The 20556-nt window shown below is 57.9% G+C and carries 15 protein-coding genes; 10 read left to right on the forward strand and 5 right to left on the reverse strand.

The window, feature by feature from the left end:
* Positions 1–663: 663 nt before the first annotated feature.
* Entirely contained in the window at positions 664–2115 is a 1452-nt protein-coding gene (rpoN, locus tag OWC48_RS44135) for an RNA polymerase factor sigma-54 (RefSeq protein WP_282525640.1), read from the reverse strand.
* Between the two features lie 1050 nt (positions 2116–3165).
* On the opposite strand from rpoN, the gene OWC48_RS44140 reads away from it, so the two are divergent.
* Complete coding sequence (locus OWC48_RS44140; protein WP_282525658.1) at positions 3166–3423, forward strand: hypothetical protein; 258 nt, start codon at positions 3166–3168, stop codon at positions 3421–3423.
* 839 nt (positions 3424–4262) lie between these two features.
* Here the strand turns inward: OWC48_RS44140 and OWC48_RS44145 are convergent.
* The 3 genes from OWC48_RS44145 to OWC48_RS44155 form a co-directional block, all read right to left on the reverse strand.
* A complete protein-coding gene (locus OWC48_RS44145; protein WP_282525641.1) occupies positions 4263–6149 on the reverse strand; it encodes a trehalose-6-phosphate synthase in 1887 nt (628 codons plus the stop codon).
* A gap of 374 nt (positions 6150–6523) precedes the next feature.
* Positions 6524–7292, reverse strand: a protein-coding gene (locus tag OWC48_RS44150; RefSeq protein ID WP_282525642.1) for an IS5 family transposase whose coding sequence is annotated in 2 segments (ribosomal slippage) — positions 6524–6968 and positions 6967–7292 — 771 coding nt in all. Because the reading frame shifts where the segments join, the coding sequence is not laid out codon by codon here.
* Between the two features lie 58 nt (positions 7293–7350).
* The gene (locus OWC48_RS44155; protein WP_282525643.1) at positions 7351–7608 is read right to left on the reverse strand and encodes a hypothetical protein; all 258 of its coding nucleotides are present in this window, start codon (positions 7606–7608) and stop codon (positions 7351–7353) included.
* A gap of 1017 nt (positions 7609–8625) precedes the next feature.
* Here OWC48_RS44155 and OWC48_RS44160 point away from each other — a divergent pair.
* From OWC48_RS44160 to OWC48_RS44175, 4 genes are all read left to right on the forward strand, one after another.
* Positions 8626–8925, forward strand: coding sequence for a hypothetical protein (locus OWC48_RS44160; protein WP_282525644.1), 300 nt, complete (start codon positions 8626–8628; stop codon positions 8923–8925).
* A gap of 646 nt (positions 8926–9571) precedes the next feature.
* Positions 9572–11407: a hypothetical protein gene (locus OWC48_RS44165; protein WP_282525645.1), complete on the forward strand. Its 1836-nt coding sequence runs from the start codon at positions 9572–9574 to the stop codon at positions 11405–11407.
* A 510-nt stretch (positions 11408–11917) separates the two neighbouring features.
* Positions 11918–13216, forward strand: a complete 1299-nt coding sequence (locus OWC48_RS44170; RefSeq protein ID WP_282525646.1) for a glycoside hydrolase family 28 protein — start codon at positions 11918–11920, stop codon at positions 13214–13216.
* A gap of 242 nt (positions 13217–13458) precedes the next feature.
* Entirely contained in the window at positions 13459–14463 is a 1005-nt protein-coding gene (locus OWC48_RS44175; RefSeq protein WP_282525647.1) for a pectinesterase family protein, read from the forward strand.
* A gap of 823 nt (positions 14464–15286) precedes the next feature.
* Here OWC48_RS44175 and OWC48_RS44180 read toward each other — a convergent pair.
* Positions 15287–15910: a J domain-containing protein gene (locus tag OWC48_RS44180; RefSeq protein WP_282525648.1), complete on the reverse strand. Its 624-nt coding sequence runs from the start codon at positions 15908–15910 to the stop codon at positions 15287–15289.
* A gap of 923 nt (positions 15911–16833) precedes the next feature.
* Between OWC48_RS44180 and OWC48_RS44185 the strand changes: the two genes are divergently transcribed.
* The 5 genes from OWC48_RS44185 (at position 16834) to OWC48_RS44205 (ending at position 20458) form a co-directional block, all read left to right on the forward strand.
* Positions 16834–17025 (forward strand): hypothetical protein, encoded by a 192-nt coding sequence (locus tag OWC48_RS44185; protein ID WP_282525649.1) that lies wholly within the window; start codon positions 16834–16836, stop codon positions 17023–17025.
* A 950-nt stretch (positions 17026–17975) separates the two neighbouring features.
* Entirely contained in the window at positions 17976–18302 is a 327-nt protein-coding gene (locus OWC48_RS44190) for a hypothetical protein (protein WP_282525650.1), read from the forward strand.
* 86 nt (positions 18303–18388) lie between these two features.
* Positions 18389–18646 carry a hypothetical protein gene (locus OWC48_RS44195; protein WP_282525651.1) on the forward strand — a complete coding sequence of 86 codons (258 nt, stop codon included), beginning with the start codon at positions 18389–18391 and terminating at the stop codon, positions 18644–18646.
* Positions 18647–18858: 212 nt separating this feature from the next.
* Positions 18859–19452: a DUF6088 family protein gene (locus OWC48_RS44200; RefSeq protein WP_282525652.1), complete on the forward strand. Its 594-nt coding sequence runs from the start codon at positions 18859–18861 to the stop codon at positions 19450–19452.
* Positions 19442–20458 (forward strand): nucleotidyl transferase AbiEii/AbiGii toxin family protein, encoded by a 1017-nt coding sequence (locus OWC48_RS44205; protein ID WP_282525653.1) that lies wholly within the window; start codon positions 19442–19444, stop codon positions 20456–20458. The genes OWC48_RS44200 and OWC48_RS44205 overlap by 11 nt, the downstream gene beginning before the upstream one ends.
* The last annotated feature ends 98 nt before the right edge of the window (positions 20459–20556 follow it).

Consider the following 20556-nt stretch of genomic DNA (forward strand, 5'->3'; position numbering starts at 1 on the left):
TGATCGTCCGCGCTCACCACGTCTTCCGTAAACAAGGACGACACCGCTACACCGGAAACCTTGCGAGAAGCTGACGGGCTTCCGCGGGCTGCAGAAAAAAGCGACGCGCCAGTTGCCGCCTCCGGTCTTGCCGTTCGCGGGCTCCGATTATCCTAACGCTATTGTTTGGACAACTACCGGCGGCTTTGCCAACCCGCTTACGGGGGCGGGAATGTGCAAACGCGCGAGAATGTTGCCAACTGTGTTCTGCTTTTCTCGTGATTGACCTTCAGCGCAAAGTCTCTGTGGCGAAGAGGCCGCGCCTCGTCGTGATCGGCGATGTTGCCTCGAGCAAAGTCACTCGATCGAATCTAAAGCCGCGCGTCGGTAGCGGCGGCCGGCCGTGATCATCATGTAAACGTCCTCGAATCGCACCTACAGAGCCGCCATCCACTGTCCAGCCCATCGCCATCAACGTACTTCATGTCGATGATTAGATCGAGCCGCGCCGGGAAACGTCCTGTTCTCCTATCCCGCACCATTCTAGTCGTCGCCTCCCGCTCCTCGCGAACGCAGTCCGAGGCGAGTAAATAGCGCCCGACGAACTCCAAGGCCGCTTTTCGATAGATCCAGTTACGACAAAACGTCGATTTCGGAATTACGGATCGACGGCTTGGGAGTTCTTCACTGATGGCGAGCTCCGGCCGATGCTCGGCTATTGATTGTTACCCACTCATTGTCACGGCGGCGTTGTACCGACGAGGGAATGCGCATGGCTTCGCGGTACTTCGCGACCGTGCGGCGGGCAATATCAATTCCTGAGGCGCGTAAGCGTTCCACGATGGTGTCATCCGACAGGATCGCCGACGGCGCTTCCGAATCGATCAGCTGCTTGATGTGGTGGCGCACGGCCTCGGCGGAATGCGCCTCGCCGCCGTCGGCGGAGGCGATCGAGGCCGTGAAGAAATATTTCAACTCGAATGTGCCGCGATTTGTCGCCATGTACTTGTTGGCGGTGACGCGCGACACCGTGGATTCATGCATCTGGATGGCGTCGGCAACGGCCTTCAGATTCAGCGGCCGCAGGTGCGCCACGCCGTGGGTGAAGAAACCGTCCTGCTGGCGAACGATTTCCGTCGCAACTTTCAGGATGGTGCGGGCGCGCTGATCGAGCGCGCGCACCAGCCAGGTCGCGTTCTGGAGCGCGTCGGTGAAATAGGACTTGTCGCCGTCCTTGCCGACCTTCTTCGAGAGTTGCGAATAATAGGTCTGGTTGACCAGCACGCGCGGCAAGGTGTCGCTGTTGAGCTCGACATGCCAGCCGCTATCCGGGCCCGGGCGGACATAGACGTCGGGCATCATGGTCTGGAGCCGCGCCGAGCCGAACTTCATGCCGGGCTTGGGATTGAGGCGGCGGATCTCGCCGATCATGTCGGCGATGTCCTCGTCGTCGACGCCGCAGAGCTTGCGCAACGACGCGATGTCGCGCTTCGCGAGCAGATCGAGGTGCTCGACGAGGGCCTGCATCGCAGGATCGTAGCGGTCGAGCTCGCGGAGCTGGATCGCCAGGCATTCGCTCAAATTGCGCGCGCAGACGCCGGGCGGATCGAATTTTTGCAGCACGGCAAGGACGGCATCGACGTCGGCTTGCGATGCGCCAAGGCGCTCGGCGGCCTGGCCGAGATCGGGCGGCAGGTAGCCGGCTTCGTCGACGAGGTCGATCAGGTACTGCCCGATCATTCGCTGCGTGGGTGCGGTGACGGCGACCGAGAGCTGCTCGGCGAGATAGTCCAACAATGTTGTCTCGGCTGCGACAAAAGCTTCAAGATTGTAGTCTTCGTCACCTGAGGCGCCCCCGCCCCATTCGGTATAGGTGGTCGGCGCCGGGTCCTGCGCGTTGCGCGCGGCCGCTTCGGCCGGCTGTTCGGCGCTGACCTGATCAACCTCAGTCGGGGATTCGACGCCTGCTGTATCGCCACTGGCGCGCTCGAGCAGAGGATTGCGCTCGAGCTCCTCCTCCACGAAGGTCGTGAGATCGAGATGGGACAATTGCAGCAGCTTAATCGCCTGCATCAATTGCGGCGACATGATCAACGACTGCGAATGCCGGAACTCTAATCTCTGTGTGAGCGCCATGAAGCGAGAACCAATACTGAACTTAGCCGCGTTTTGCTCATCTAGTCAGGAGCTGATCCACGCGCCTTGATGTCGCGCAAAAGCAGATTCGAGGTGCGATTTCTGGCGCGAACGACTGGAAGGACGGCAGATCTTATCGGGACTTCCCTACCGAGAGCCTATGTGCGCGCCACCACTTGGGAACTAGATATTAGCTGCGGCACTGTGACTCGAGCGCATGAGCTAGCCCAGCGTGCTTCGGGATGGCGATAATCCTGCAGACCGCGAACGGTCAGTACGGCAGAGGTCCTCAGAATTACCCTAGAGCGACTACAATATTGCAAGATGAGCTCGCCACCAGGAAGTAGCGCGGCATACTTGTTTCGAATATCCTGAAAGTCGCTTCCAACAGGCGCTTGCGTCTGCTTGGCATTGACACCAAAACTGATCATCATGCCGACGGGGACGGAATGCCGCACGAGCGGAAATTGGGGCTGATCGAGTGCGCGAGCCTTCGCGTAGATCACTTCAAACATTAGCGTCGGGTTTCTAACATTGCTTGCGAAAGCGATTGCAAAAGAGCCTGCCACTCGCACGGCTGATCATGAATGCAGGGCAGGCATAGTCCTTGCTGAAGCCACCCGGACGACGAAGATGCGGATGTGCTGCGAGCCCATATCCTTGGTGTTGTCGCTGGGCGGGGGTCGTCCGGGCGGCTCGGCTAAAAGGAGAAAGACCTTGGTGAACACAGTCGTACAGGCTTTGGCTCTTCTGTTGAAGACGACAGCCGCGCTAACGCAACAAGGCAGCGCGGATAGAAATTCAAGCTGCGGAACAAGGCAGCACACCGAAACCGTTTCACCACCACTACCGCGAGTCTCCAATGGATAAAGTTCTCAGTGACGCCAAGACTGTTCAGCTTGTTTTTCACAACGGCGGCCGCACACCTTTTGATTTCGTGATGGATTTGTTACGGGAGAAATCCGGCGGGCATGAGCGTCACGCCTGCGCAGTGGCCATGCTCGACAGGGCAAGGTCTCCTGCGGTCCCTTTAAGTCGTCAGTCGCAAGGGTGCTTCTCGATAAGGCGCGGGAACGCATCCAGGCTGCGGGACATCCGCTGCAGATCACCAGCGAGCCAGCTGGCGAAACAGAGGCGCCTCATTCATCGGAAATGCAATTCAAATGGGCGATTGATGCGCTTAGCTGGCATTTCGCGGATATCCCGCTGAACAAGCTGATGACAACGGTGCGCCTGTGTCCCGGCCACCGCTTCTGCAACCTTCGGGTTCTTGGTAAAGTGTGTCCGGTCCCAGACCGGATCGACTAGCAACAGTCCCACGAACCGGCGGTGCAAAAGATTGTAGTCCAGTTGCTCTGTATCTTCCCCCAATGGGCCATCCCGTCTGGTGGTGCCATCTTGCTTGAACAGAACGACGAATAGACGGTCCAGCGCGGCGCTACGTGACACCGGAACGATCGCGCGGCTGGCGATGATCCTGTCGTCAGCTTCCCGGCGTCGTCGGCTAACCGGCGTATACCGGCGAATGCGGTGACCCCCGCCAGTTGCACCCCAGTGACACGATCTTACGCCTTTGTCAGAAAGACTGTCCGGGCATAATTACGGCTCGCAGACAGGGTATCGCGAGATCGCTCTGTCGGGGAGAGGGTCAGTGGAAGCGCTACCAGCACCTGTGGAGTCAGCGCTGAGCATCGCCGCGTCTTTCTCTTGGATCCAGCAAGCGCGAAGTCGTCGGCCCACAAGGGGCCGGTGCAGGAGCTTGAAGTCTTTACCGTAACTGGCGTGGGGAAGGCGGTTCGATTAGCTTTGGGGGCCAAGCCTGCTTCACGTCGGACTACAAACCTGACGCAGATCGATCAACTGGCGGATCTGGTAGCAGCCACGTTTGCGCTAGCTACGCCAAATTCTTGCCGCATGGCCTTGAGACTGGGCTGTTCGTATGAGCGTGCACAAACGAAGAAAGCGAAATCTCAGAGAGTTGCGGCGGGTAGAGCAGATTTGCCGGGCTGAAGCGGAGCGTGCCCACTTGGATCTCGAGCGCAGTGGGTTAATGAACATCGCAGAAGACTGCCAACGCGCGCCCGAGGAGAGCGAAAGGGCTTTGCGAATGTCGACATTGATCGGGCCGCTTGTGTGGACGTTCGGTCTTATGGCCTTGGCACTGTTCGTCGCGCTGTATCTTCCATGGTAGGCCTTGTCGAACTCTGCAAGGTTGGCGTCGAGGCAATATCTTGTGAAGCCGGTGGCGCGGGAGAATCCCAGAGTCTGTCCTGTGTATGCTTCAGCGGGGCCGCTAAAACCTCAAAGGCCGACTTCACGTCTGCGTAGGCAGCCTCCTTCAAGGCGGCGGCCGCGGGCTCGATCTCGTTATAGGCGGTCAGCGCCGCTGCATAATCTTGATGGAGCGGCATTTTGGCCTCGTTGGTCCAGCCGAGACCGAGATGGTGGAACTGATCAGCCGGAACGGTGATGCGGCTTTTATCCAGCTCCCGGAGGTAGTCAGCCGACCAGTCGTGGATAGTATAGGACTCGATCTTATCCATCATGGACCGCCAGCGCATGACACGCTCCTCCAGCGGCATGTTGGTCGCTTTCGAAATGGCGTCTGCAATCTCTTCGGGATTGTTTGGGTCAATCAGCAGCGCCTCGTCGTCACTGAAATCTTCAGCCGCCCCGGCAAACTTCGATAGTACCAGAACTCCGGGATCATTTGGGTCTTGGGCCGCGACGTACTCTTTCGCCACGAGATTCATGCCATCACGCAACGGCGTGACGAGACCTACATGTGCGGCGCGGTAGAGGCGCGCGAGTGCAGCCTGGCTGAACGAGTCATTCGTGTAGTGGATCGCCTTCCGCTCGTCCGTGCCATGCTCAGCATTGACGAGGCTGATCGCATTCTCCACGTCCTCCTTGTACTTCTGATATTCGCCCACGTCCGCACGCGAGGACGGCGCGATCTGCAACAACGAGATGCTGCCAGGGTTCGCAGCTAAAACGTGGTTGAACGCTTGGACCCTCTTATCGATACCCTTCGTGTAGTCGAGACGGTCCACGCCGATCGCAAACTTGGAGCCCTCGAATTTCTCCAATAATGAAGAGAGTTTTTCTTCTTCTACGGGCGAAAGGTCTGCCGCAAGATACTCCGCGAACTGCTTGGGATCGATGCCGATCGGGAATTGTTGGAGCCGCGTCTGGCCACGCTCCGTTGTCACGATGCCATCCTTGCTCTCCAGCCCGAAATAAACGCGCAGGCCAGCCAGAAAATTGTTGAGATCCCGGTTTGTTTGAAAGCCGAGCAGATCGTACTCCAGCATCATCTTCATAAGTTCGCGATGGTGGGGTACGCGTTCTATCATGTCGGGTGCCGGCCATGGCGTGTGCAGAAAAAAGCCGGTGGGCCGATCGATGCCGAGCCTATGCAGTTCAGCCGCGAGCGGAAGTAAATGATAGTCATGCACCCAGAATGCGTCGAGATCCCGGACGTCGAAGGCGGCTTGCGCTATAAACGCGTTGACATTTCGATAGCTGTCATAATCGCCTTCGGAGCCCGACATCCGCTGGCGCAGGGAGTGCAGCGCTGGCCACAGTGTCGAATTCGAAAAGCCGCGATAATAGCCGGGATAGTCCGCCTCTGGCAGGTCCAGCCTAGCTACGGCGCCCGCACCAGTTTTCACCAGCGGCAAGGGCTGCTCGGTCCCATCGCCGCGGGTATCCGAGGACCCCATCCAGAGTGCACCGGAACGTTCCACGACCGGCTCAAGGCCCGCCGCAAGCCCGCCGGTCTGGGGCTTATTAGGGTCGAAGGGGGCAACCCGATTCGAGATGACGACCAGCTTCATATCGGGCTGCCGGTTTACGGCGTCGAGGCGGTCCTCCGTGTCTCTTGAGACAACAGCAGCGGAAGGTCCTGCTCCTTCGTGTTGCCCTTGCTCCAGCGGCACGCCGTCCAGGTGCATGTCGAAGGCAGTCTGGCCTCCATCTTGCTCCGTAGCGCCCGAAGTTGCGGTGTCCAGCGCGTCATGGATTCGAACCATCTCGTAACTCCGTTTGACGAGGTTTCCGCTTGATGCATTCGCAAATCACCGAGATATCTCCACCATGCCAGACTGGCAGGTCCAGCTTTCTGAAAGCTGACCATTCGCCGGGCCAGATAGCCGCATAGACGCCCTCCCATCGGTGGCCCGAAAGGCGCCGCGAGGCTTGCTGGCAGGGTGAATGCGCGGTTCGGCGAGAGTCGCGCTCAAATCGAATGGCAGGAAGCGAAGCGGCGGGCCTATGATCTTGACGGCCATCGCACGTGGGCAAGCTTTCGTGATCCTCAATGACGAGCACGCTTGGGTCGAGCACGTTTTCATCAGCCAGGCAGACGGGGGCCCCGCGCAAGATGCCCAGGCGAGCCCGAAGAGAGTTAGGCCGTAGACTCATAAGTGCGGAGCCACAGACGCATTGAGGCGAGTTGAACCATCGCGAGGAAGTTTTCGGCGAGTTTGTCGTAACGGGTGGCGATGCGCCGGAAGTGTTTGAGCTTGCTGAAGAAGCGTTCGACCAGATTACGCTCGCGATAGAGCCGCTTGCTGAAGCATGGCTTCCATTTGCGATTGGATTTGGCTGGGATGTTGGGCACTGCGTTCTGGGCGTGGATCAGGTCGCGGATGCCATCGGCATCGTAGGCTTTGTCGGCCAGAACGATGGTGCGCGGATCGAGGCGGTCGAGCAGGCCATATGCGGCTGGCGCGTCATGTGCCTGCCCAGCAGTCAGGCCGAGCCGGATCGGGAGGCCCTGGGCATCGACGACGGCATGGATTTTGGTCGTGAGACCACCTCGGGAGAGCGACCGAGACAACGATCTCGATCCCCCTTTTTGCCGTCGCAGCCTGCTGATGCGCCCGGATAGAAGTGCTGTCGATCATCTGGATTTCGCCGTCGTGCGCGACGGATATGGCATCCATTAGCCGGTCCCACACACCTGCTTTCCGCCATCGCACGAAACGGTTGTAGCAGGTGGTGCGCGGCCCGTATCGCTCAGGCAGGTCACGCCACGGTGCACCAGACCGAAGCACCCAGAAGATGCCGTTCAGCACTCGTCGATCATCGACACGGGCCACGCCTCGCGGCTTGTTGGGTAGAAGCGGCGCGATGACGCGCCATTCGAAGTCGGTCAAATCGTATCGGCTCATGCCGATACTGAATCAGCATACGTCCCGATATGAAAGCCACCGGTCGCCGGTTAGGCGTTCAAGCCGGTCGATCGGTCGCATCAAGCTCTCTTGCCGGCACGTACTCAGTTACAAAACCTTCCTGCCACCCGGTGGCTCCGAGCGTGACAGGGTAGATATTGAATCCTTCGGGAAAGTCTCGAAATCCTGGCTGATCGCGCAAACGGCCAATGGCTTCGGACGCATCGGTTTCAGTCGCGTAGATGCCAATATGCAGTTCTGTATCCTCGCGATCTGGATACTCGCGCTCGAACCAAAGATCATAAACTACCGTCATGGCATCCAATCTACCCGATGGCCCCCGACCGTGACAATCATATCCGCGCCAAACAGTCCTTGATTTACGGGTTCACGGCCTAGCCCGCCGCGCGATGATAAGCCGCGCCCGAGCGCAAATACAACACGTCCGCGCAAAACTAGGAATTCGCGCCCGCAGCATGATAGCAACCAATGGCCTGAACCGATCCCGGCCAGATCTGTCGCCCTCATCACGATCTGTCCAAGTTTGCGGGAGCGCGATCTGAGTTGCGATCGCTACAGTTGCGTTCAGTTCGTCGATAATTTGATGGCCAGCTACCCTTCTCACCGGCCACGAGGCCACATACGGCGCTCTGTCCGATATTTGCTCATTTGACGCCCGGATTGCGCGCGCTTCAGCTATCCTTTTCGACGCGGTCCTGTCGCTGCAGGCGCGTTCACTTGTTCTCACACCGCAATGCCCCGTGCAAAATGGCGATCATTCTGGCCGACATGCCTAAAATCGTCTCTTTCAATGAGTGCTGTCGTAGTGAGCGCTGCTAGGGACGTCGCGGTTGCGGTTTTCTGTATTGTTCAAAACATTGATTGTTTCAGACGCGACAAATGGGGGCCGGAAACCTGAGGGCGTGGGAAGACCTACGTTGTTTTCTCACACAAAGATGCTCGATTGCATTGGCATGCCGGTTGCTTTCATCTGCGATGAAATCACTTTTGACCTGATGCTCAGTAGGACCGGATGAAGTATTAAGATGAGACACTTCATCAATGGCGAAGATCTTCCGATGCGGGTATCAAACCGCGAGCCCTCATCGGGAACTCTATCATCTATCGAGCTTCGCTTTGTCGGCCAGAAGCCGACTATCAGGGGGCTCGCAACGAATGGCGGTCCTCAACTAGATGAGGCACACCAGGGTGAGACGTTATGCTTTAGGCGGATCGTTTGCGTCACTATTAGTCCTAGCTGACGCCGTGCATTGGCGAGATGCCGAGCCGGGATTGTTGGAATTAAGCACCGGCCTTGCATTGGCGGTCGCAGATGGTCAATGAGCTGATGCAGGACGATTGGGATCTAGAGAAATTAGTCAGGCAAAAGGACGAGCTGAAGGTCAAGCTGCTTCATGCACAGTCGGTTGTTGCCGAATGTAAGGCAGGATTGGCGGACTTGGAGAGGAGGCTTGAGCGTCGAGCAGTCTCATCGACTTTCGATGAACGCCACCGCAACTCTTCGGCAAACAATTCAATACGTAACGCACGATCACGCAAGTCAGGAAGCGTCGATGTTCCTGTTGACCAGAATACTGCCGTGGCGTTCTCGAGTCGATCATGGGACCGTTGAAATCTGCCGCCACGCACGTTAAGAGCGACAAGTGTTCCCACCGATCTGGGCGGAGAATCTCGAGACTCGGTTTCAGAATCGGGCGGGCAAACCGAGTGTTCTGCCTTTAGGCTCGGCTTTTTGGTGATTGCGGTTTGCATTGGCTAGCGGGATTGGCGCGGAGTAACGCCAAAGGCGGGAGGCCGCGCCTTTGACTCCAGCCTCCCGTCTCGGGGCTGCTCACGCAGAGTTCCTGGATTGAATGTCATTAGCTCTCCACCTTCACCCAGGGCCAGTTCGGTCGTTTTGTTTGTCTCCTGGGCGTTCAAATTCCGGTAAGCCTGCCTGGACGGGGCGTGCTCAACATTGCACGGTCCGCTATGGCGCGTGGGCGCTAGGCATACGATGGCCCCGGCGGTGCTGATCGCAGACGTCGACCTTGCCTGTCCGGCATCGCGTGGATGATGACGAGAGCTGGCTGACTATGTCCGGAAAGCGGTCACAATGCGCCCCGCGAGAGAGCGGGTAGTGGCAGTCAGTCGTTCGTGAGACATCAGGCAGGAGGTTCCCGGTGCGAATGCAATCTAGTGCGGCTGTAAACTCGTCAGCTTCTCGAAAGCTTCTCCGGGTACCGAGCAATCCAACTGATCCCGGACGAGAGGCTGATGTGGATTCGCGCAATTTCAAGATATCCAATGCAGCGCTTGCGCCATCGGTGCAGCATGCCGTTTTGGATGATCAGCAACCGAACCTAGCTGAACAAGGCGCCTTTGAGCAGCGACGGGATGCAGCGCGCGTCGCCGATCCCCTTGGGCTTGCCCGACGCCCGGGCCGCAAACCGCCGCCGAATGTGTCTGGCGCGGATTATGATTACATTCACGAGATAGTGGCCCGTGTCAGTACTCACCGAAAACTGTCAGCGTCGACGGCTGAGAAGTATCTTCAAATGCTTTACAAGGTGGCGGCTTTCCTCGGCAAGCGCGGCCGGTCGCTCGAAGGCACTGATGATAGTGTACTAAATCAGCTCTCTGATACGGTGTTCAAGGAGAACAAGCACGTCGGTATGGCTTTGCGGGCGCTTCAAGAACAGCGCGGAGGTTCACCTGCAGTCAATGTCAGGCGCGTGCGGGCCGCGGCATCGGTGGGTACTGGGCGTACACCTGTTGCTCCAACTGAAGCTGATGCACCGCTTATCGAAAGCGTCATAGATGAAGGTATCAAGAGCAAACATTGGGCGCCGGCTACTGCCCAGCATCATGATATTGCCCTCCGGAAGCTGTCGCACAGTCTCGGCTTGCGGGGCGAGACGCTTGCTGGGACGAGCGATGATGCGCTGGTCGAATTCATCAAGGAGGACTTCCCGAAAAATTGGAGGAGAATGACCGGTTCAATCTTGGCGCTCGGCAAGCATCGAGGCGGCTCGGAAGGTTCGAAGAAGGGCGCATTCGCATCAGACGGCGTTGATCAGACGAAAAACAGCCCGGTGGCCGGGCCGTCGAGATTGGATGCCGACCCTGGGGCGCTTTGGCGGCTCCTGGATGATCACGGCGCCCAGCGGCCCGTGATGTCCGAGGATCCCGCACGTCTGAGACAAGAACAGGAGCTTCGTGATCCAATTGAGGGTGGGTGTGATGACCAATCCACCCTTCTGCCGGCTTCCGTCGATCCGGAGGAATTCACTTCCGGCCCAGAGAATCTCATCGAGCAACCGGCGAAGCGCAGGCGAGCACTGGAGAGTCAATCATTGCCTTGTTCGGCCTCCGTCGATTCAGGGGGGCTCAGCGTGGGCGCCGGGCAGTTTGCAGTTGTGGAGCCTTCCCAGTTGCTCGATTATGATTCTGCGCGCTTGGAGCCGGATCGGTTCGCCGGCCACGTCGCAGAATCGGCAGAGCTAGACGCGTTTACTTTCGTTCCACCGTCGCTGTCTCCGGGGGAGCCGTCGCGCCTGATGAACAATGAACCGGCGCTGTCGGAGCCGGATCAACACGCGCAGGAGGGTGCACGGTCGCTAGATGCAGAAGCGTCGGGTGTTGATCGAGCGCACCTTTCTCCTGGGGAGCTTTGGCGGTTGCTAGACGATGAACCCACGCTACCGCTGCCGGATCTGCTATTTCATCGTCACGCAGGCTCGATAGATCCCAATGTTTTCAGTTCTGAGTTCCTGCCGCCTCCAAGGGAGCTTACTCGGCTGCGCGATGATACGCCCGCACCAGATGGACTGAACGAGTTAGGCGGCCACATGCTGGTTATGGCCGATCGCAAGGCACTCGATTTCGAGTATCTGCCATTCTCACCAGGCGAACTCCGCGGACTGTTGGATGATGAGCGCGCAACGTCCAGCCTGGATCAGCCGGCCAGCAATTTGCCGGCTTCGACTGATCCAGATGCGCTTCTACTCAGCGAGGAGCAGATGCCGCCAGGAGAGCTCTGGCGACTGCTTGATGATGAGCCGGCGTCCTCGGCGGCCGATCAAGCGCCTCGCCTCTTGCCCGGGGACTATTAGAAGTGCGAGCCACTGTCCAAGACGCTGAACTTGGATCGCTAAAGCTCCAGCAAACTGCAACGCTTTTGGCTTGTATTGGTCGTAGTGCGTTAGGTTTCGGCGATTTAACTCGCGCCATCACTTGCCGAGCGAGCGTCAGACAGTGCGCTTTAATGGCTGAACCGCAGCGACTGTGTCGGCTGAGGGGCGGTCCCGTTAATTCTTTTGGTTTGAGGCTTCGGCCGAACGTAGATGCGATGGAGCGCGCGGATTCCATATAGTTGTGCCTATAATTAAATGCGCAGGCATAATTCATGAAGCGCTTCGAGTTCTCGAAGCAGCGCACAACGCCTTATCTATTTGGGCGCACATGCAAGGTGCTACTGCGCGACCGCAAGGTCCGGACTTCTGCTGCGTCTTACAAATGTCATCTTGCGCAGGCCACTGACACGCGCGACGGCTCGATTGAGCCAGCGCTCCATACCAGATCGCAACGGGCACAGATGCCCGTGACAAAGCACGAGGAGGTCGATGACAAAGCGTTTTCGCAACTGGGCCCTATTGTCCATACTCACTTCCATGCTTGTCTTCCCCGCCGCGAAAGCGCAAGACCGCCGGATTATCAGCGAACCTGTTGCACCTCATACGGTGTGCGACCGTCCCGTGCCGTCTGGGAAGCAAGATACGGCCATGTTGCAAGATGCCATCGACCAATGCCCTTCCGGAGCCGCCGTGTATTTAGGGCGTGGTGAGTTCCGGTCAGGCCCACTCGAGATGAAGTCGGGCGTGACCTTATGGGTCGGACGCGGTGCGACGCTGATCGCCATCCCAGAACCTGCTGCTTACGACAAGGGTCTCGGACAATGTGGGCGCATTGCGCAAAAGGGCGACGGTTGCCGGCCATTCATCAGCTTTACTAAAACCCGTGGCGGCGGCATCTACGGAGAGGGCATCATCGATGGTCAGGGCGGCGCATTGATTGCCGGCAGTGCGGAAACATGGTGGCAGCTAGCCCGGCGCGCCCAAGCCGAGGGCGGCAACCAGAACGCCCCGCGCTTGATCCAGATCGATCAAGCGCAGGACATCACGTTCTCTGGTGTCACCTTGCGCAACGCGCCCAATTTTCATGTCGCGATGAACCGGGGCGAAAGTGCCACGTTTTGGGGCCTCACGATCGATTCGCCGGCGGATGCCCGCAACACTGATGGCATCGACCTTGGCGCGAGTCAGGATGTGACCATCACCCACAGCTTAATCCGTACGGGGGACGACAACGTCGCAATCAAGGCCGGGGACAATGGCTCAAGCAGGCATATCTCGGTCATTGATAATTATTTCGGCTGGGGGCATGGCATGTCGATCGGCAGTGAAGTGAATTCCGGAGCCAGAGACATATTGGTACGTAATCTGACGTTGGATGGTACGACGTCGGGCCTGCGCATCAAGAGCGATGTTAGTCGAGGCGGTCTCGTCGAAGGTGTGACTTACGAGTACGTGTGCCTGAGGGGCAACCGGTGGCCGGTGTCTTTCGACGCAAAATATGATCCGCGCGCTCAAGGCACGAGGATTCCGGTCTATCGGCAAATCGTTCTTCGTCATGTGCATGGTGACACGGGTGTATTGCTGATGCGCGGCCTAGACGAGGGGCATGCACTTGACGTGACACTCGAAGATGTCCGATTTTCCAGCTCCGCGACTTGGCAAGTTGAGCATGCGAAAGTCACCGCAAATCACTCTGACGTATCGCCGCCGCTGCCGGGGCGAGCGACGGGGCCGCTGCTGCGCGGGTCGGAGGTATGTTCCAGCGCATTCCGCGACGGCAAACGGTAAGCACGACATCAGCCGCCGTAATCGGGCGGTGAGTTCCGCATTTGGTCCAAAACTACCGGTGTTGACAAAAGTGAGCCTCATGTACCGACTTCGTTGCGATTGTCCGATGGGGAATGCGAAGGCGACGTGCAGAGTCTGATTTGGCGTGAAAATGTGTCGGCTGGGCTCGGCGGCTGTCCCGCTGAGATACGCCCTATCAACTGCGCCCAAGGTGCCGCTGACTCAACGAAGTGTAAGATCACATGGGGATTTTCGTTCGCCGCGCTGTACTTCTGGCGGGATGTTTCTGCATCCCGTCGGCGTCCGCTCAGCCACTGTTGGTGTCGCATGCTGAAAATGCAGACTATCATTCCGTACAGCAAGCCATCGACGCATTGCCGGCGGAAGGCGGAGATGTCCTGATCAAGCCGGGCATCTATCGTGAGAAGGTCAAAATCTCCAAATCCGGCGTTCATCTCTCAGGGACTGGTAGCAATCCGGAGGATACCGTCATTGTGTATGGCGACGGCGCCATCAATGTAGGAGGAACCGTCCGCTCGGCGACGTTGAGTGCCACTGGCGATGACATCCGGCTCGAGAATCTGACCATACAGAACGACTACGCCCTCAATCCGGCCAATCCACCCTCGCAAGGGGTTGCACTGTCCCTTACCGGAGACAAGGACGTCGTTACGCGCGTCCGCCTGCTCGGCGCCCAGGACACGCTGTTTGCCGGCAAGGGTCCAAACGGCAGAATGTCACGCCAATACTTCTCGAACTGCTACATCGAAGGGCATGTCGATTTCGTGTTTGGCAACGCCAAGGCCTGGTTCCGGCAATGTGAGTTGCACGGCATCGCCAATCAAGCGGTCGTCTTTACCGCACAGAGCAAGGCTGCTCCCGATGAGGACAGCGGCTATGTTTTTGATCATTGCAGCCTAAGTGCCGACCCTGCCGCGCGCGACATCGCGCTTGGCCGCCCTTGGCGGCCCTACGCCACAGTGGTTTTCCTGTCGACAAAGATAGATGCGCAGGTCGTTGCGGAAGGCTGGCGCGAATGGGCTCCCGGCAAGACCAACTCCTTGAGCACGAGCTATTATGCCGAATATAGATCCTTCGGGGCCGGGGCTAACCCCTCAGGCCGCGAACCTCACTCCCATCAACTGACCGATAGCGAAGCCTCGAGATGGTCGCTAAGCGTGTTCTTCGGAGGTGCCACAGATTGGCTGCCAACGGAACGACATCGAGGGAACACAAAGCAACACTGACGGTGAGGAAACGACGGTGCTCCTTGGATAAATGACGGAGGAGAGGAGATAGACAGCGGCGCGGGCTATCACGCCTCACCGACATCGCTGGGCTCCGTCGTCAGAGGACAATTTGTGGGAATTCGAAACCCTTCAAACGGTTAATCACGAAAGGGGACCCCCCTCAGCAGCGTTCGATAGCCGAGTGCTTGATGAACGCGATGTACGTTGTAGAAGGCGATCAAGTTCACGATGCCTGCCTTGCCTTGCCTCGCGGCGATCGGCAGAGCCCTTGAGATAGGTGAGTGGCGCGGGGCGCTGCAGCCCCGGGCTATGTCAGAAGCGGCCGTGACCCCCGCGATTTCATCGGGGTCTCATGATCAATCGTTGATCCGGCACCACCGAGCCAATAGGCTTGGACGGGTCGCTTCAGCGTCGAACCCCTTTCATACAGCCACCGAGTGTGCCGGAAAGGCTTGTACTTTTCATGTTGCCCCTCGAACAGCGGAGGGATCGATCGTGCGCAACTCCTGTTGAAGCTTCGAAAATGGAACTGCGGGTAGTAGCGACTCAGCCGTCCTGGATAGAACCGTTTGGCATTTCCACGAACTCACCGCTGGGGCCGGCAGCCGCCACGTGCGCACGGTCTTGCTGTATCCTTTTTCCTGCCCTTCTTCCTGATCGCTGCGCGGAACGAAACGAACCGCTCATCATTCGATTGTTCGCCATGCTCGGCCGAAAGCGTTAGCCAGCGAAGTCAAACTGCCGCGTAGCCAGAGCAAAGCTCTGGGTGGTTCCGTCCGCCACTTCCGATGCGCCGTTGAAGCCCACTGAGACGTTCGGGCTAGCTCGCGCGTACCACGGTCTTCAGGTACTGGTAGGCCTTGATGATCTCGACCAGGCGATCCTCCGTGGAGCGGTCGCCGCCATTGGCATCGGGATGGTGCCGCTTGGCCAACGCCTTGTACTTCGCCTTGATCTCGCCGAGCGTCGCATTGGCATTCAGGCCCATCACTTGCAACGCTTTGCCTTCGGCATTGAAAATCTTGCGCGCCCCGGGCTTGGCCTCCGCGCGCTGGCGGGCACCGGCGCGTCCGTTCAGCTCGACGAGCGTGCAGAGGGCATGCCAGTCGTCCTCGTAATTGGCAGTGCTGCCGGTTATTTTGCGGGCGCTGATGTTCTCGCCGATCTTCCAGGTCGGACGATGGCCAGTCAGCGCGTCTTTCTGGTAGCGCGCGACCGCTTCAGCGTCCATCCCCGAGAAGAAATTGTAGGACTGATTGTATTGGCGAACATGGTCGATGCAGAAGCGCCAATAGGCGCGCGCATTCTCGCGGCCCTTGGGCGCGGGATGGGTAGCCTTGTTCTGGCAACCAGGCCATTCGCATAGCGCCGCGGTCTGGCGCTCCCGCGCTTTCTGCTTATTGATACGAATGGAGGCGAAGATTTCGGATGTGTCGATCAACATGACCTGGCTCCGTTGGCGGAGCGGCAGTTAACAGCGCCGCTTCTATGCTTGTGACCTGGTTGACGGCAAGTTCGGTCTGACTCGGCCTCTGCGTCTAGTTAGTGGCATGATGTAGCAGGCACGTCCTAGCAATCGACGTGCCAGGGCTCGCGAGCTTGATTCAGACCATCATCTCTTTGAAATTTCAGATCGACTCAGAGGCAATTTGCTGTCGGGTTCTGGACATGGAGGTCTTGAACGGCACGGGGGGAGTGCTCTCAAAAGCCAAGCGAAGGCAATGCTCGGCGGTAATCTGCGCCGCGAGGAACGCGAGCGGCGTCTTCTTAATCCTGTTTAGAAGCTCTGAAAGTCTTCCGTCTTCGTAGCGAAACAGAAAGCGCATTGTCTCGATTTCAAAGGCATTCGGAGCCACTCGTTCACGAATCAACGCAAGTCACAGCATCCGCCGCCGCTGAAGAAGCCCCGGCTCACCAGCCTACTCAGCAAAGTCTCGAACGATTCGCTGTTGGAGCGGGTGGATGCTGGCGCTGGCACGGCAGCCGGGATCGTAGGAGGTGCTTGGCAAGGCGCTGGTCCACGTCCCGGATGCAGCTCTATATGGTTATGTCGAGACAATTCGTTTGCGGGGCGGGTTGGTGCAGCTGGATCCCATGCAACACCAGTTTATCACCAATTGCCTCAGAGCATCGGGTGCCGAAGCGTCACCCAGCGCGGCGATGTCGCCTTTGGACAACCGCTTTCGAGCCCTCGCGCCTTTGGCGACGACGGGAAATGCACCGTGAATCAGAAATTGGATCTCGATTATGCCGTCGTCGGGTACTGGAATGCATGACCCAAAACAAGCGAGACGAAATGATCGTGTCGATCACTCAGCGAATATCCGTCCTTGAGGATCGGGCAGGAGAGCATTTCAGACATCGTGCATGAGCACAACCAGCTTGCTGTCGGAGTTGCACCCCTATGCGCATGCAGGACTGCCGGCCCGCAGCGGCGGCGATTGGCTGTCGGCAGCGGCACTGTATTTGCCCGAAAAGTTGCAGAGCCCGGACCTCACGCTTCTGTACGAAACAGTTCTGCGAATCTATAAAGCGAGCCTCGGCCAACACGTGAAATAGCAATCGGTGCGAGTTCGTCATTAAGTCGAAGCCCATGATCGATTCAAACTCTCCCTCCGCGGCTTTGCCCGCGCAAATCATCGTTGCCGCCGGTAGCCCTGCCCAATAGAGACCAGAAGGTCGCCTTGACCGAAGGTGTCGCGTTTGCCTGTCGCGCCGTCGCCCGTATTCTTATTTGCAGATCGGTATCTGCGGTGATCCGGCGGACCAGAGCAGGACCCCCTTAGGGCATGGCGCTCGGCCTGCGAGGCGATTCCGGCTGGCAACCCGTCAAACAACTGCTTTGCATCCGGAAGACCGGCGCAGCGATCCCCGGGACCTTTCTGCCCGTTATGTACAAGTGCCCCCATCGCCTGCAGGTCTGCCTGCACCGTCTCATCATCGGATGCCGAACTAGCTAGCTTCCCCGCAGCAAGAAGTCATATCGAGAGACATAGGCTTGCATGCCGCGTGGTATGCGGCGCGGTCGCCGACCATGAGGGGGCAGCCCGGCCGTCGGGCTGCTTCGAAATTGGTCGCTAACTTCCAAACTGAATGCGTCGGTCAATTCACTGCTTTCGTCGACTGCCTGTCGGCAACGCAATAATTTTTTGTCGGGTGTCGGTGGCAGGATTAACCGCTTGCACCCACGTGGTACATGCTCGGAGATACTATAATGCGTTGTGAGTGCGTTTTTCCGCCCGCCATGAAGATTTTCTGCACAGCTTAGGCTGTGGGCGCGGTTATTCAACGTTCGTGCTGCCAGTGCACCCCGCAAATCTAAGACGAGGTATGCAGTCAGTCGTTGATGCGCGCAAAGCGGACGACTGCATTTAAAGAAATTTGTTAACTTTGGCCGACTTACAACCGGAGCGAACACGCAGCCGCTGCGCATGTATGTCGAGTTATCCGCAGAACCATTCGCATGACTGCGCGCTCGTATTTTTGAGACACTTTGGTCGAGGTTCGAAATGCTCAATGTCGTGGAGTTTCGTCGACCTGGTGCGCCCATGCGGGCAATACAAACGATGGCAATTGCTAAGCGTGACGCGCCACTAGCGCCGTTCGCAATGCCATGTGATTCCGGTCGAGGTGCAAATCAGCGGCTCAAAGCCGCCCGCGCCAGCGCCAAGCTCACGATCGAGCGTGCGATCGCAACGCTGGAGCAGAACCATCGTCAGATACGAGCGGCCATACACAAGATTGCCGATGCTTCAGCTAGGGCCAGGCTGGAAACCGATCTCGATCTAATCGAGCGAGAGCTTGCTCTCGCCAAACGGAAATCTTCCAGCCTTTAGGGCTGACGTTCCTAGCCAGGCGATGCGATCGCTGCACAAGTCCATTCAAGGTAAGACAACCACCCTTTAGCGGAGAGCCACAAGAAGTGTTTGCAAACATCAAAATCACAGGTCGATTGATGGCCGGCTTTGGATCGCTTCTTCTGATGTCCGTGGCAATTGTCGATTACTCGAACCATGCCGTCCGGAGCGCGAGCGGATCGCTGGCGACTGTGGTTCGCCAGAAAGACCACGTAGCTGAAGATGAGCGCATCGAAAAACACGTATTTGAAGCTCGGATGCATGTATGGATGGCCTTGGCAGCCGATGATCCGTCGCATTGGGAGAAGGCCGCAGACACCTAGGGCCGCAAACACCTGGCGGGCTGAGACAACGAACCGGGTTGAGGACGGCCTAGGAGTGGCCGGGGCCGGAATGTGCTCTATTTGGCTCGCTCAAAAGGACCGATTCGGGACGATGCTGGTAAGTCATTGATGTTATGGTAAAATTGTTTCGTAACTTAGCTCTTGTAGAGTGTCAGAAGTCCTCCTATGTTTCTGACACTGGAGTATGTGCCATGACCCCGCTGAGCAGCCAAATTCTAGAATTCACCAAAGAACTGCCCGAAGGCGCGCCCATTGCTGCCAAGGCCCTGTTGCATCTTGGAAAGCGGGCTGCCGTCGATCAGGCTCTTTCGCGTCTTACCGAGCGAGGAAAGCTCCTGCGCGCGAGGCGAGGGGTCTATTTGCGGCCGGTCGAAAGCCGTTTCGGAGTTAGAGCTCCGTCGGTTGAGAAGGTCGTCGAAGAGACCAAGGTTCGTAGCGGTGAAACCATTGTGTCCAGCGGAGCTGCGGCAGCTAACCGTCTCGGTTTGACAACGCAGGTCCCTGTTCGCCAGGTTTATCTGACGTCCGGTCCTTCTCGTGAGCTTCACCTCGGCAAGCAGATCGTGGAGCTCAAGCATGCGCCCGGTTGGCAGCTGGCTCTCGCAAACCGTCGAGCAGGTGAGGTGGTGCGCGCGCTTGCCTGGATTGGTCCCAAGACGGCACGACAAGCGCTGCGGTCCGTCAGCCAGAAACTCACTCCGGTTGAAGTGAGCGAGCTGAAGTCCGCCGCCTTTTCATTACCAACTTGGCTTGCTAAACCGGTAAGCGAACTGCGTGTCGGATAAGTTCTTAAATCTATCAGACACCGAGCGTCGAGAGGCGCTCGGTGTTGCTGCCTCAAACTCCGGACGGCCGGCCCATCTGCTTGAAAAGGATGTTTGGGTCGTCTGGTGTTTGGACACGCTCTTTTCCTCGCCGTTGGGCGAGCATCTCGTCTTCAAGGGCGGAACGTCCCTCTCAAAGGCATACGGCGCAATCCGCCGTTTCTCGGAAGATGTCGATCTCACTTACGACATCCGGGCGATCGCACCTGATCTCGTGAATACAAACGAGGATTATCCTGTTCCCCAGAATCGTAGTCAGGGCAGGAAGTGGAGCGCCCATGCTCGAGAGCGTCTTCCAATCTGGGTCAGAGACAAAGCGTTACCCGTTCTCAATCAACGCTTGCAGGAAGATAAGCTCAACGCAAAGGCTGAAGCCAAGGACGACAAGATCTTTGTTACCTACCATCCCTTGGAAACCGGCAGCGGTTATGTGAGCTCCGCTGTCATGCTCGAATTCGGCGCACGATCAACGGGCGAGCCGAGCGAAGTTCATGACGTCGTTTGCGATGCTGCCCAATATCTTGAGACGCTCAAATTTCCGACGGCCAAGCCGAAGACGATGAAGGCAGAGCGTACCTTCTGGGAGAAGGCTACTGCAATCCATGTTTTTTGCGTTCAGGGCAAATTGAAGGGCGAGCGCTTTGCGCGCCATTGGTACGATCTTGTACGATTGGACGAGGCCGGTATAGCAGAGAAGGGTCTGAAAGACCGGAAGCTGGCTGGGATTGTCGCAGAACACAAGTCGTGGTTTTTCTCAGAAAAGGACGCTACGGGCTCGGTCATCGATTATCGTGTGGCCGTCGGCGGTGCATTGAATCTTGTTCCCGAAGGAGAGTCCCGAACCGTCTTGGAGCAGGATTACCAGCATATGATTGATGACGGGTTGTTGTTAGATGTGCCGGACACGTTTGACCAATTGATGCACCGCTGCGCGGAGATCGAAACGCGCGCGAATAAGCCGGCTTGACCTTCTCTTGAATTGCAGGCCTGGCCGATAAACGTCTGTGTGCTCCGCATGGAGAGTGGGTATCGCTGACGAACCAGCTATTGGGCATAGGAGCCTCA

The sequence above is a fragment of the Bradyrhizobium sp. Arg816 genome, assembly GCF_029989365.1.
In the GTDB taxonomy this organism is placed as follows: domain Bacteria; phylum Pseudomonadota; class Alphaproteobacteria; order Rhizobiales; family Xanthobacteraceae; genus Bradyrhizobium.